The following is a 13,585-nucleotide window of genomic DNA, read 5'->3' as shown; positions in this document are numbered from 1 at the left end:
TCATAATTAGCCGTTTACTAGTTTCTCAATGAAAAACTCTAAATGCCCAGATGGTTGATTTGGTATTGGCCATTTAACTGCTTTTGTCGCCAGCGCTTTAAACGCGAGAGCGGCTGGCGAACTTGGAAAGAGCTCAACAATCACCTTTTGGCGACGTGTTGCTTTGCGCATATTTTCGTCATAAGGAACCGTTGCTACTAGCTCCATTGAAACATCTAAAAAGCGATCGGTAACTTTAGATAGTTTTGCAAACAATTCAGTGCCTTCACGCATACTGCGGACCATATTGGCAACAATTTTGAACTTATAAACACCGTGCTCGCGGCTTAATACTTTAATAAGTGCGTAAGCATCGGTTATTGATGTTGGTTCATCGCACACTACAACCATTACATCTTGTGCTGCTCGTGAGAAGCTTAGCACCATGTCTGAAATACCAGCGGCTGTATCTACAATTAAAATATCAAATTCGGTATTCAATTCGCTAAATGCACGAATTAGCCCGGCATGCTCAGATGGCGATAATTCAACCATACTTTGCGAGCCCGATGTAGCGGGTACAATTTTAATACCAGCAGGCCCTTCAACTAAAATCTCGTCAAGCTCACATTCACCTGACAAAACGTGTGATAAATTGCGCTCTACACGTAAACCAAGCATCACATCACAGTTTGCTAAACCTAAGTCAGCATCCAGCACTAATACTCTATTACCTTGTTGCCCTAGTGCAATAGCGGTATTTAGAGAAACATTTGTTTTCCCCACCCCACCTTTACCACCGGTTACAGCGATAACTTTTACGCCGTTGTTATTGTTTTGACTCATTTTGCGCAGGCCGCTTGCTTGATCTAATACTGTGTTAATCATACATCCCTACTGTACTTGGCGCCACTGCTTGGTGCCTTGAATGTTGTGCTTTTGTTCTTTTTAAATATAACTGCTCAGCCTTTTTCACTAGTTTTTCAGCATTTGCAACACGAATATCTTCTGGCACTCGTTGACCGTTAGTAAGATACCCTATTGGAAGGCGATTTTGAATCGCAATACTAATAATCTCACCCAAACTTAATGATTCATCTAACTTAGTGAAAATACAACCACTTAACTGTACTTTTTTAAAGTGACGTACTGTTTCTTGTAATACATTAATTTGTGCCGTCGCGCTTAGTACTAAGTAGCTGCGAATATCCACACGTTGGTTACGCATTAACGTGTTTAACTGCTCAGTTAAACGTAAATCTCGCTGACTCATACCTGCTGTATCAATTAATACTAGACGTTTATTTCGTAAATGATATAAAACTTCAGCTAATTCATTAGCATCTTTAACTTGCTTTACACCACAACCAATAATACGGCCGTAAGTAGCAAGCTGTTCATAAGCACCAATTCTGTATGTATCAGTGGTTATTAAGGCCACTTTATCAGCGCCATATTTTTGTGCGCCTAACGCTGCAAGCTTAGCAACTGTTGTTGTTTTACCAACACCTGTTGGACCCACTAACGCATATACACCACCTTGGCGAAGTATTTCATTATTGGTTGTTTGCATTTGATCTTCGACCATCGTTAACAACGCTTTCCAACCTTGCTTACGAGATACATCATCAGGTACAAAACATGCCATTTGTTGCGCGACTTCTTTATCAATACCCATACCGACTAAGCGGTCAACCATGCAAGCGCGTGTTGGATCGCGACGCGCCATATCTTGCTGCATTAAGCCTGATACTTGATGCTCAAGTAATTGACGAATTGCGTTCATTTCTTCACGCATTGTTGTCATTTCTTCGCTTTCATTATTGGGTGTTTGTTGGCGAGCCGTTACTGGACTATCTAAATCATCAAAGTCGCTGTCTAAATCATCAAAACCTAAGCTATCCGCTTGAGTTTGTGGACGAACTGGCGCTGCATTTTCAGGAGCAAACATATTTTTAGTACGCTGTTCCATAACTGGTTCTTGATAGTTATCGGTAGTATCAATACCTGATTGTGAAAACATTGATGCAAGTTCAGGGGAGCGAGGACGCGGTGATTGGCGCTCTAATAAAGCTTGTAGGCTGTCAGCCACTTTTGCCTGCGGCTCTGGTTTGGCACGCTGAGGCTCTGGTTTTACAAAATTATGCATACTTTGCTGTGGTGCTTGAGCACGCGGCTCTGCAGTACGTTGTGGTTGCGCTGCTACTTTAGGGGCTGCTTTGTCATAATCAACTGCCGCTACAATTTCTACACCGTTAGCCAGCTTCTTATTTGACATAATAACCGCATCAACACCTAACTCATCTTTAACTTCTTTAAGTGCTGTGCGCATATCTTTAGCAAAAAAACGTTTAATTTTCATGATTCAACCCCTGTTAAAATCTTATTGTTGGCCTACAGAGCTAACAATCTTGATCTGTCTTTCGTCTGGTACCTCTTGATAAGACATCACTCTCAATCCTGGAATGGTGTACTTAACAAAACGAGATAACACAGTGCGTAACATTCCTGACGTTAGCAATATAGAAGGTTCACCGGCCATTTCTTGATTTTGATGCGCTTGTGTCAATGACACTTGAAGTCGCTCTGCAAGTCCAGGCTCAATACCGGCACCTTCATCGCCTGCATTTTGTAATGACTGATGCAACATCTGTTCCAACTCAGGTGCCAAGGTTATGACAGGGATTTCTGATGACATACCAACCGCATCTTGAACGATTAACCGACGCAGAGAAATACGCACTGCAGCCGTTAATACATCAGGGTCTTGGCTACGCGGACCATACTCAACAAGGGTTTGAACAATTGAGCGCATATCGCGAATAGCCACACCTTCATTCAATAAATTTTGCAGTACTTTTACAATTGCAGTTAATGGCAACACATCAGGTACTAGTCCTTCTACTAAGCGAGGATGGCTTTTAGCAAGCATATCAAGCAGGTTTTGAACTTCTTCATGCCCTAGTAACAACGCCGCACTGTTAGTTAATAACTGGCTAATATGAGTGGCAACTACAGTTGCTGAATCTACAACGGTATAACCTAGTGATTGCGCTTCATCTTTTTGATCAGGCTTGATCCATACTGCATCAAGGCCAAACGCAGGATCTTTAGTTTCAACCCCTTTAATAGGGCCAAATACTTGCCCTGGGTTAATTGCTAGCTCGTCGCCATGTTTAAGTTCGCTTTCACCGGTTGAAACACCCATTAGCGTTATTCTGTAAGCATTAGGGTCAAGCTCTAAATTATCGCGAATATGAACAGGTGGTACTAAAAAACCAAGTTCTTGAGAAAGCTTTTTACGTACACCTTTAATACGATTAAGTAGCTCACCACCTTGAGATTGATCTACCAACGGAATTAATCTGTAACCTACTTCTAGGCCAATTACGTCAACTTGTTGAACATCATCCCAACCAAGTTCTTTTTGCTCTTGTTTATTGGTAATACCTGTTGCAGCGCTTCCGCCACTGGCGGCTTCTTCGGCTTCTGCTGCAGCGGCTTTTAACTTAGTTTGCTGTGTGTAGTAAGCTAAATAACCCAGTAACGCACCTAAACTTAAAAAAGCAAAATGCGGCATACCAGGCACTAAACCCATGATGATCAAAATACCTGAAGCAATAAAGAGTGATTTTTCGTTACCTAGTTGTTTCTTAAATTGATCACCCATATTGAGCGACTCATTTTGACGAGTTACAACAATCGCGGTACCAATTGAAAGCAGTAAAGAAGGGAGTTGAGCAACTAAGCCATCACCAATGGTAAGTAATGTATATACTTCCATTGCGTTGCCAAAACTCAAATTATGTTGAATCATACCGACAAATAAACCACCAACAATATTGATGATTAATATAACAATACCTGCAATGGCATCGCCTTTTACAAATTTACTCGCACCATCCATTGAGCCGTAAAAATCAGCTTCGCGAGTTACTTCCTCGCGGCGGTCACGCGCTTGCTCAGCACTGATAAAGCCAGCGTTTAAATCGGCGTCAATTGCCATTTGTTTACCCGGCATTGCATCAAGGGTGAAACGTGCAGATACCTCAGATATACGCCCAGCACCTTTAGTAATTACCACAAAGTTAATAATGATCAGAATTAAAAATACGACCAAACCAACTGCGTAGTTACCACCAATAACAACTGAGCCAAACGCTTCAATTACTTTACCGGCAGAATCACCACCATTATGACCTTCAAGTAATACAACTCGAGTGCTGGCAACGTTAAGCGCTAAGCGCATAATCGTAGCGATTAGTAATACAGAGGGGAATATACCAAACTCAACCGGCTTCATCGTGTAAACAGTCACGAGTAAAACCACTAATGCGAGGGCAATATTAAACGAGAAAAGGATATCGAGTAAAAATGGCGGTAACGGTAAAATCACCATTCCCAAGGCTGCAAGCACAAGCAAAGGAGTACCTACCCCTTTGGCATAGTCTTTTTTGTCTCTGTTAAGTTGTTGTAATACCGCTTTAAAACTCATAATTCTACAATTTCAAAAAATTGACACTACGTAGAATTTGCAATAACTATTCCAAGTTACTAAGTTAACGGTTTAATACTTGTAGGCATCGGGGATTGGGAGCTTGTTATTGAGCTTAGTTGGACGTTTACCGCGCCCTTTATTAAAGCGCTTAAGCTGAAATACATACGCTAAAACTTGCGCTACTGCAGTAAATAGCTGATCGGGTATTTGCTCTCCTACTTCAGCCGTATGATAAAGCGCTCGGGTCAACATAGGGGATTCTAAAATAGGTACTTCATTCCCTATTGCTACTTTTCTAATTTGCATCGCCATTTCATCGATACCCTTAGCAAGCACTATTGGCGCACCTGCGCGCTCTGTATCGTATTTTAATGCTACTGAGTAGTGAGTTGGGTTGGTAACAATAACATCAGCGTCAGGGACATCTTGCATCATACGGTTTTGCGACATTTGCCTTTGAGTTTGCCTAATACGCGCTTTTATTTGTGGGTCACCTTCAGAGTTTTTATACTCATCTTTAATCTCTTGCATTGTCATTTTAAGTTGTTTGTTATGGTTATAACTTTGAAATGGTGCATCAATAGCCGCAATAATAATTAAAGTGCACGAAAGACCTAAAAACATCCAGCCTAAAATCTCTAAGGCATGGATAATATTACCCGGTGCACTTTCTAAACTTAAATGCAGTATTTCATCAAAATAGGTATTAATTAAAAATATAGCAAAACTTGCAACCAAACCAAATTTTAAAAGTGACTTTACAAGCTCAATAGCCGCTTGCGGGCCAAACATACGTTTAAAGCCTTTCATTGGCGACATTTTACTTGCTTTAGGTGCAGCAGCTTCCCAGCTAAAGTTAAAACCACCTAGTAACGTATTACCAATAAATGCAGCCAAAACGATAATTAATACAAACATAGCCATAGGAAACATTAACGCGTCTGCAACCTCTCCCCATACGGCAAACATTTTAGTGGTATCAAAGGCTTCGTTGCGATTTAAGCTAAGGGTTCGGCCCATTACATTGTATAAACCTTTGCCAATTTCTGGCCCATACATCAAAAGCGATATAGCCGAAAAAATAAGTACAAACATGGTACCTAGCTCTTTTGAGCGCGCTATTTGGCCTTTCTTTTTAGATTCTTCAAGTTTTTTGGATGTGGGTTCTTCTGTTTTTTCTTGTCCTGAGTCTTCAGACATGACTTTCTCCTAAGGTGAGCAACCAACTAAAGTACACATTAGCTCAACCATTTTTAACCATTGAAACTCAAACTGAGTAACAAAGTTACCTAGTGTCGCCCAAATAATAATAAGCCCCGCTACCAAGGTAAACGGAAAACCAATAGAGAAAATATTTAATTGCGGTGCTGCACGCGTCATAATACCAAACGACATATTAATAACGAGCATCGCGGTAAGCGGTGCAAGTGAGAGTACAAGTGCTGTAGTAAACATCCAGCCGCCCCAAGTCACTATGTCCCAGTAATGATCTACAGACCACCATGTGCCATCAATGGGTAGCACTTGAAAACTATGCACCACCATTTGAATCATCATTAAATGACCGTTAAAAGCAAAAAATAATAGGGTGGCCAAAATAAGAAAAAACTGGCCCACAGCAGGCACACTCGCACCATTAGAAGGGTCAATAACCGAAGCAAAACCTAAACCGGTTTGCATCGCGAGTATTTGCCCTGCTAACACAAAAGTATTTAATAAAAGTATAGATGCAAAACCAATAGCAACACCAATCAGCATTTGTTGAATAACGACTAAAATCATCTCAAACGAAAATAAATTAGTGAATGTAGCTGGGGGCAAAACAGGAACTACAACAAAAGTTACAACAACCGATAAACCCATTTTTATACGTGTAGGAACATTTTTAGCCCCCAAACCAGCCATAATCATAATCATTGAGCTAATGCGTACCAGCGGCAACAAAAAATCGCTCAACCATTGAATAACGACAGCAAAGGGGTATTCCACGCTTAACCTGCAATTTCAGGAATAAGTAATACTAGGCGAGTAAAAAAGTCCATTAGCTCTTGAGTAAGCCAATGCCCACCCACAATAAGCGCACTAATGGTAATTAATAAACGAGGTAAAAAGCTCAATGTTTGTTCATTGATAGACGTTGCGGCCTGAAACACAGCAACAACTAAACCAATAATTAAGCCTGGGACTACAATTGCAGACACCAGCTTAATAACTAAAAAAAGAGCGTCACTTAGGATATCAACAAAAATTTCCGGTTCCATGTTGTACTCCTATTGTTGGGTCATGTTAATGCTTTGCATACTAAGTCCCTAAACCAAAGCTTTTGGCTAGAGTCCCCATCACTAAGCTCCAACCGTCTACAAGTACAAATAACATAATTTTAAACGGTAAGGACACAATCATGGGTGAAAGCATCATCATACCCATCGCCATTAATACTGAGGCGACCACTAAATCAACAATTAAAAATGGGATAAAAAACATAAACCCTATTATAAATGCGGTTTGCAGTTCACTGGTTACAAAGGCGGGTATAAGAACTATTAAAGGTGTATCTTGTGGCGAATCTAGCTGATCGTAACCGGCAATTTTAGCAAACGTTTCTAAATCTTTTAAACGCACTTGCGAAAGCATAAAGGCTTTCATTGGCTCTTTAGCCAGCTCTAAAGCTTGTACTGAAGTAACCTGCTCATTTAAGTAAGGTTCTATAGCTCGCTCGTTTACCTGCTGATAAATAGGCGACATTATAAAAATACTTAGAAAAAGCGACATCCCTAATAACACTTGGTTTGACGGTGTTTGCTGTAAACCAATTGCTTGGCGCAAAATGGCGAGTACAACAATTATTCGTGTAAAGGAGGTCATCATAATTATGGCAGCCGGTATAAAACTCAGCGCCGTCATAATTGCTAAAACTTGTAACGTTACTGAGTAATCCTGTGTGCCATCAGCGTTTGTTGTAATAGTAAGCGCATCAATTCCTTCTGCGCTTACACTTGGTACAAACACCATGGCAAAAATAATAAGCAGCCACTTTGTCATAGGTTTAATTCTTTTTATTTTGGTTTGATTGCGGGTTTAAAAGTTTACCAAATCGTTTAGCGAGTTCAGGTAGTTCTTTTTCACTTAATGGGGTTTCTAACTTGTGTAAGTAATTAATACTGTGGGGAGTTACACCAAGTAAATGCTGAGCATTATCTATCTCAACAACCATTAAACGCTCGCGAGAACCCAAAGGTAGACTTCTGACTACTTTAAATTCATCGCTGTTTGCTAAATTTGGATTAAGCTTTTTAACAAAAAATGCCAGCACAATAATTAGTACTAGCACCATTACAAGCGACAGCACCATAGAGAGTATATCTCCAGTGGGTGTTGCCACATCTGCTTTTGAAAAAACGGAACTCGTTAAAGCAACTAATAAGCTCATCGTAGTTTTTTGATCCGCTCTACTTGGCTTATCACGTCAGTTAAGCGAATACCAAACTTGTCGTTTACTACAACTACTTCACCATGGGCTATCAAAGTACCATTAACTAACACGTCTAGCGGCTCGCCCGCAACACGGTCAAGCTCAACAACAGAGCCTTGGTTAAGTTGCAATAAGTTACGAATATTAATTTTAGAGCGTCCTACTTCCATTGAAATAGTAACGGGGATATCTAAAATAGTGTCGAGTTTTCGTTTTTCATCGCCACTCATTTCGTGTTTTGAATCACTTAACTCATCAAGCTCCGCAACATGTGCTTCGCTACTATCATCTGGAGCTTCGGCTTCTGCTAATGCTGCTGCCCATTCATCCATTGTGTCTTGATCATCGCTCATACTTTTAACCTTTTAATCAATTACCAGTCTAAGTCTACACCGTCAGAGAGGTGTAAATCATCTTCTAGTTCTGCTAATTCTGCATCTGAGTCAATTTTCTTGCCGCCTTTGGTAAATACATGCAGCTCAGATTTAACTGAATCAGGTCGTTTAATTTTTTCACTAATTTGAAGCGCAACATTATCGCGAGAGCGACCCATTTTGGCTCTAAATGTAGGTAGTTCTTCAACAAATACGGTTATATGCTCAGGCATTTCAACCGGAATAATATCACCGGCTTTGAGTTCCATAATTTGTTTTAAGGTTAAATCAACTTCAAGTAACTGAGTTGATATTTCAACCTCTACATCCATTATTTCATCGCGAAGCGCTTTGCTCCAACGTAAATCAGTATCTTCAGTATCAGACTGAACACCCGCATCTAACAGCTCTCGAATTGGCTCAAGCATTGAATACGGAAGTGCAATATGAAAATCGCCACCGCCACCATCGAGCTCAATATGAAAAGAACTAATAACCACAACCTCAGTTGGGCTTACAATATTAGCCATAGCTGGGTTTACTTCAGAATCGAGATATTCAAACGATACATCCATAACCGGTGCCCAAGCTTCTTTATAATCTTCAAAGATTATTTTAAGGAGCATTTGTACAATTCGGCGCTCTGTTGGCGTAAATTCTCGGCCTTCTATTTTTGCATGATAACGCCCGTCACCACCAAAAAAGTTATCTACCAAAATAAACACAAGTCGTGCTTCCATGGTAATCAGGCCAGTGCCTTTTAAAGGTCTAAAACGCACCATATTTAAGCTGGTTGGAACAAATAAAGTATGAATATACTCGCCAAACTTAATCATTTGCACGCCGTTAATAGACACCTCTGCGGTGCGGCGCATCATGTTAAATAGGCTAATTCGCATATGACGAGCAAAGCGTTCATTAACAATTTCCAGCGTCGGCATACGACCACGCACGATCCGATCTTGCGAAGAAAAATCGTACTGAAGCGTACTTCCCCCGCCATCTTCACCTTCGTGTATATCTTCCTCTTCAACGTCATCAACGCCATGTAATAGCGCATCAATTTCGTCTTGGGATAATAAATCGCTCACGCTAACCCCTTATTGCATCACAAAGCCGGTAAACAATACCCGCTCAATTACTTTGCTGCCTTCAACATCCATTAAGGCTTTTTGTACCTTTTCAAGTGCAGAAAAACGAAGTGTTTCTTTACCAGAGCTCGTACTTAACTCATCAGCAGTTGTAGTAGAAAATACGCTTAGTAGCGTCCCTTCTATTAGTGGAATGTGTTTTTTGGCTGTTTCTTCATTTACTTCGCCACGTACTAGTAACTGTACTTTAATTTGCACAATTCTGTCGCGACTTGAACCGGGAACGTTAAATACAAATGGGCGTGGCATTGACACATATAAAGCACTGCCTATTTCAGCTGAATCACCAACTGCAGCAGAAGGAGCATCTGCTGACATCGCAGTCTCTTCATCTAAGGTTTCAACTGGCGCATCCGAACCCGACATAAAAAAGTAACCTGCAGCACCGCCTACAATAAGTAGTACAGCTACTATGATTATTATTAGTTTCTTTTTGCTTTTACCGGTTTCTTCAATTTCTAAACTTGTTTCTTCAGCCATCATGATTCCTTTAATCGCAAAGGTACTTGCTTGTTTTAGTTATTATAATAGCAGCACTTAGGCATAGTAATCTATTGATGATGAAGTTTGTTGTCGAGAACTTTGTGCAGTGTTATTTGCTTGCTCGTCGTTTTCATCATTAACTGACTTATTATTAGCCATATTACCTTGGGGTCCACTCTCACTTTGCTCGGCAGTTTCACCACCTGATTGCCCATAAGAAATAGTACTTTCACCAAGCTCTAACCCTTGTTGCGCTAACATTTCACGTAAGCGCGGCATTGATTGTTCAAGTGCTTCTTTGGCTTGCTGGTTTTGTACTACAAAGTTTATATGTGCTTGTTCTGCATCGCTACGAATACGTATTTGCATACTGCCCATTTCAGGAGGATCTAGGCGAATTTCTGCTTCTTTGTTATTAATGCTCAACATTGAACTAACGCGCTCTTGCAGTAATTTAGCTGCATCACTTTTAACAATATTAATTGCCTGCATTACACCAGGATCAATACTTACTTGCTTAACTTGCGATGTACTTTGTAATTGTTGAGTTTGTATTATTTGGGTATCAAGTAAGCTCTGCTCATAACTTAATGAGTCGTATTGGCTTAATGTGCTCACTTGCTGAGTATTTAAAGCAGCTGTAATTTGCGTAAATATTTGTGCTACGCGTGCAGGAGTTTGTTCTGCAGTTATTTTTTTAAGGCCATCTTTTTGTAATTCTTCAAGTGATTTTAATAAATCATCACGCTTAGTTGAGGTTGTTACGGCTTTATTTAAATCAGCCTCTTCGTTTGTTGATGTCTTTAAGCTTAACTTTTGTGGATTATATACTGTATTAGGAGTCTCTGACGCTACAAACGTTTTTGAGTCGGTCTTAGCGGTATCGGCAAGTCCTATTTCAATTGAAGCTTTTAATTCATTAACTGTTTGCTTAAGCACTTCCAATTGCTCGCCTTTAGGCTGCTCTGCTTTAATATAAGCGTTTAATTGCGTTAATAAGCTTTGTTTTTCAGCTGTATTAAGTGAATTGATTTCTGCGCTAAAAGATTGTTTTGTGCTCGTGCTCTGCGTTTTTTCGTTATCAGTAATAAATTGCGCAAGCATTTGCTTAAGATTTGAAGTGCTACTAGTTGCGTTACTTGTTGAATCAGTATTTTCTAATACTTTAACTTGCGCGTTAAGTTGTGAGCGCTGCTCAGGCGTTAAACTAGCAATAACATCATTAGCTTTAATTAAGCTCGCATCTTTAGTCATTAACGTATCTATTGCTGCATTATTATCAGCTTCAGTTGCGACTAAAGAAGACTGAGTAACGCCCGCTTTGTCGGTGAGTGTTGGCAAAACTATATTATTTTTATCAGCAGACTTATTTTGTCCTAGCTGCTCTTTAAAACTCATTGATGCAACTTCAGGTTTTTCTAATATAGGGCCAATGCTGTCATCGGGCTTTTTATTTATAGAATTTAATGGCCCTTCAATAGCTTCAGCAACACCACTTTTACGATGCTTGCCTTCATTTAATGGTAACGAATTCAAAGATGGTGAGCTAAAGTTATCGCTTTTTGAATCAGTTAATTTAGCCATTTTAGAGTCTATATTAGTGGCAATTGGATTTTGCACTACACTGGCTGTATTCGCTTCTTTAGCCGATACTTCATCACTTGTATTAGTGGATGCAATTATTGGTGTGCTTTGTAATTCTGTATTCTCTATTTCTGTGTTTTCTATTTCGGTATTCTCTGCTTGTGTAGCTTCTAGCTCTGCATTTTCTGATTCTGAACTGTTAGTTGCATCGAACGGCTTATTGACCGAAGTGCTCATTGCTTGTGCTGAATTAATTTGATCAAGCATCTCAACAGACACAAAAGTAACTTCGTCTGTTGTTATTTCATCTAGCTTTATGCTCAGATTTTCATTTTCTTCTGGCTGTTTATGCTTAGGTATGGCAATCGAATTTTCGGCATCGGGATTTTTATTACCTTTAAGCAATGGCACCATAGAGTTATGCGCTTCGTTTAGCTGACTTAAAAATTCATCGCCTAAATTTTCTTCGCCATTAGCTAAGCTATTGTCTTTAAAAGCTAACAGTGAATCTTTTTCAGAAGAAACTAAAAACGAAATGTTATTCATCGCCATAAATCACCTAATACCATTACGGCAATATGCCACCGCATACCGCCAAAAGTTGAATTCCACTAAGTAATAAAGCAATTAACGTGCCTGAATTACAAAGCTTTACGACGTTGAAAAAACTGATTAGCTGAAAATTCATCTAACATTTTTTGCTCATTTTTTGCCATTAACGCATTTGCTTTGAGTTTTTGATTTTCGATTAATTTGGCGACTGCTTTAGCTTTAATTTGCTGCTTAAGCCACAGCGTTTTACGTTGAGTAACTACTTGTTTAGCGGTATTTACGGTACTTGCTTGTTGGCGAATTGCCTCTTCAATTTTAGCTATAAAAGCATGGTACTGCCCAAACCCTGCACTAGATAAACCCGACTTACCTTTTAGGTGTAACTGCTGAGAGTATTCAAGTCTAAAATTGTTTAAACCTTGTAGTTTTTGTTGGTTTGCTTGCAAGTTTTGATTGGCTTGTAAGTAACTCATGCGCAAATTTTCTTCTTTATCATTTTCAATTTTGAGCAATAAATCGAGTTTGTTTTTAGCCATTATGCTTGTCCTAATAACTGAGCAAGTCCTTGCAGACCATCATCGTAACTAATGACATCTCGCATACCTTGTTGTAAAAATGCATTCACTCTTGGCATCATATTTATAGCTTGGTCGAGCATTTGATCGGTCCCTTTTTGATAAGCGCCTAACGTAATCATGTCTTTGTTTTGTTGATACATTGAATACACTTGTTTAAGCACTCGGGCTTGTTGCATATGCGGCTCAGAAACAACTTGAGGCATAACACGCGAAATCGACTTTTCAATATCTATAGCGGGATAGTGCCCACTGTCAGCTAAATCGCGCGATAGTACAATGTGTCCATCTAATATAGCTCGCGCTGCATCAGCAATAGGGTCTTGCATATCATCGCCTTCACTCAACACCGTAAAAAAGCCAGTAATTGAACCTTGCCCTTCACCGCCATTACCAGCACGCTCCACCAGCGCAGGTAATTTAGCAAACACCGAAGGCGGATAACCCTTTGTAGCGGGCGGCTCGCCAACAGCAAGTGCAATTTCACGTTGTGCCATTGCATAACGCGTTACCGAATCGAGTAACAATAATACGTTTAAACCCTGATCTCTAAAATACTCTGCAATAGTTACGGCGCTCTCACAGCCTTTTAAACGCATAAGTGGTGATGAATCAGCAGGCGCTGCGACAACAACTGAGCGTTTGCGCCCTTCTACACCGAGTATTTCTTCAATAAATTCTTTTACTTCGCGGCCACGCTCCCCCACTAAGCCAACAACAATGACATCGGCTTCGCTACCTCGGGTCATCATACCGAGAAGTACTGATTTACCCACACCAGAGCCTGCAAACAAGCCCATACGCTGGCCTTGCCCTACTGTGATAACCGAGTTAATAGCACGCACACCTACATCCATAGGCTTAGTGATTGGTCTTCTTGAAAGCGGGTTTATAGTATTTTGCGCAAACTTTAAATG

At 40.1% G+C, this 13,585-nt stretch carries 14 protein-coding genes; all 14 read right to left on the bottom strand.

The features are described from left to right. Window positions 1-6: 6 nt before the first annotated feature. On the bottom strand, window positions 7-867 hold the full coding sequence (locus P20429_RS03835) for a MinD/ParA family protein (RefSeq protein ID WP_007585809.1): 861 nt from the start codon (window positions 865-867) through the stop codon (window positions 7-9). Continuing rightward, window positions 860-2,341, bottom strand: a complete 1,482-nt coding sequence (gene flhF / locus P20429_RS03840; protein WP_007585808.1) for a flagellar biosynthesis protein FlhF — start codon at window positions 2,339-2,341, stop codon at window positions 860-862. Before flhF ends, P20429_RS03835 begins: the two co-directional genes overlap by 8 nt. Before the next feature lie 21 nt (window positions 2,342-2,362). Continuing rightward, the gene (gene flhA / locus P20429_RS03845) at window positions 2,363-4,474 is read right to left on the bottom strand and encodes a flagellar biosynthesis protein FlhA (RefSeq protein WP_007585807.1); all 2,112 of its coding nucleotides are present in this window, start codon (window positions 4,472-4,474) and stop codon (window positions 2,363-2,365) included. Window positions 4,475-4,546: 72 nt separating this feature from the next. Further along, the gene (gene flhB, locus P20429_RS03850; RefSeq protein ID WP_007585806.1) at window positions 4,547-5,677 is read right to left on the bottom strand and encodes a flagellar biosynthesis protein FlhB; all 1,131 of its coding nucleotides are present in this window, start codon (window positions 5,675-5,677) and stop codon (window positions 4,547-4,549) included. A 9-nt stretch (window positions 5,678-5,686) separates the two neighbouring features. Beyond that, window positions 5,687-6,466, bottom strand: coding sequence for a flagellar biosynthetic protein FliR (fliR, locus tag P20429_RS03855; RefSeq protein WP_007585805.1), 780 nt, complete (start codon window positions 6,464-6,466; stop codon window positions 5,687-5,689). Between the two features lie 2 nt (window positions 6,467-6,468). After that, a complete protein-coding gene (gene fliQ, locus P20429_RS03860) occupies window positions 6,469-6,738 on the bottom strand; it encodes a flagellar biosynthesis protein FliQ (protein ID WP_002959325.1) in 270 nt (89 codons plus the stop codon). A 40-nt stretch (window positions 6,739-6,778) separates the two neighbouring features. Next, window positions 6,779-7,519: a flagellar type III secretion system pore protein FliP gene (gene fliP / locus P20429_RS03865; protein ID WP_007585804.1), complete on the bottom strand. Its 741-nt coding sequence runs from the start codon at window positions 7,517-7,519 to the stop codon at window positions 6,779-6,781. Window positions 7,520-7,523: 4 nt separating this feature from the next. Beyond that, complete coding sequence (fliO, locus tag P20429_RS03870; RefSeq protein ID WP_007377952.1) at window positions 7,524-7,907, bottom strand: flagellar biosynthetic protein FliO; 384 nt, start codon at window positions 7,905-7,907, stop codon at window positions 7,524-7,526. Then, entirely contained in the window at window positions 7,904-8,302 is a 399-nt protein-coding gene (gene fliN, locus P20429_RS03875; protein ID WP_007585803.1) for a flagellar motor switch protein FliN, read from the bottom strand. Before fliN ends, fliO begins: the two co-directional genes overlap by 4 nt. Before the next feature lie 20 nt (window positions 8,303-8,322). Continuing rightward, window positions 8,323-9,414, bottom strand: coding sequence for a flagellar motor switch protein FliM (gene fliM, locus P20429_RS03880; RefSeq protein ID WP_007585802.1), 1,092 nt, complete (start codon window positions 9,412-9,414; stop codon window positions 8,323-8,325). Between the two features lie 9 nt (window positions 9,415-9,423). Beyond that, window positions 9,424-9,954, bottom strand: a complete 531-nt coding sequence (gene fliL / locus P20429_RS03885; protein ID WP_007585800.1) for a flagellar basal body-associated protein FliL — start codon at window positions 9,952-9,954, stop codon at window positions 9,424-9,426. Window positions 9,955-10,011: 57 nt separating this feature from the next. Continuing rightward, window positions 10,012-12,093, bottom strand: coding sequence for a flagellar hook-length control protein FliK (locus tag P20429_RS03890; RefSeq protein ID WP_007585798.1), 2,082 nt, complete (start codon window positions 12,091-12,093; stop codon window positions 10,012-10,014). Window positions 12,094-12,182: 89 nt separating this feature from the next. Next, on the bottom strand, window positions 12,183-12,629 hold the full coding sequence (gene fliJ, locus P20429_RS03895) for a flagellar export protein FliJ (protein WP_002959337.1): 447 nt from the start codon (window positions 12,627-12,629) through the stop codon (window positions 12,183-12,185). Then, a partial coding sequence (locus tag P20429_RS19840) for a FliI/YscN family ATPase (protein WP_033027065.1) occupies window positions 12,629-13,585 on the bottom strand: 957 nt, incomplete at its 5' end. The genes fliJ and P20429_RS19840, both read right to left, overlap by 1 nt.

It is taken from the genome of Pseudoalteromonas sp. BSi20429, from assembly GCF_000238895.1.
In the GTDB taxonomy this organism is placed as follows: domain Bacteria; phylum Pseudomonadota; class Gammaproteobacteria; order Enterobacterales; family Alteromonadaceae; genus Pseudoalteromonas; species Pseudoalteromonas arctica.
This window is presented reverse-complemented; position numbering and strand designations above follow the sequence as displayed.

Coding starts and splice junctions, on each gene's coding strand:
- P20429_RS03835 (WP_007585809.1), bottom strand. CDS start 867: ATGATTAACACAGTATTAGATCAAGCAAGCGGCCTGCGCAAAATGAGT.
- flhF (WP_007585808.1), bottom strand. CDS start 2,341: ATGAAAATTAAACGTTTTTTTGCTAAAGATATGCGCACAGCACTTAAA.
- flhA (WP_007585807.1), bottom strand. CDS start 4,474: ATGAGTTTTAAAGCGGTATTACAACAACTTAACAGAGACAAAAAAGAC.
- flhB (WP_007585806.1), bottom strand. CDS start 5,677: ATGTCTGAAGACTCAGGACAAGAAAAAACAGAAGAACCCACATCCAAA.
- fliQ (WP_002959325.1), bottom strand. CDS start 6,738: ATGGAACCGGAAATTTTTGTTGATATCCTAAGTGACGCTCTTTTTTTA.
- fliP (WP_007585804.1), bottom strand. CDS start 7,519: ATGACAAAGTGGCTGCTTATTATTTTTGCCATGGTGTTTGTACCAAGT.
- fliO (WP_007377952.1), bottom strand. CDS start 7,907: ATGAGCTTATTAGTTGCTTTAACGAGTTCCGTTTTTTCAAAAGCAGAT.
- fliN (WP_007585803.1), bottom strand. CDS start 8,302: ATGAGCGATGATCAAGACACAATGGATGAATGGGCAGCAGCATTAGCA.
- fliL (WP_007585800.1), bottom strand. CDS start 9,954: ATGGCTGAAGAAACAAGTTTAGAAATTGAAGAAACCGGTAAAAGCAAA.
- P20429_RS03890 (WP_007585798.1), bottom strand. CDS start 12,093: ATGGCGATGAATAACATTTCGTTTTTAGTTTCTTCTGAAAAAGATTCA.
- fliJ (WP_002959337.1), bottom strand. CDS start 12,629: ATGGCTAAAAACAAACTCGATTTATTGCTCAAAATTGAAAATGATAAA.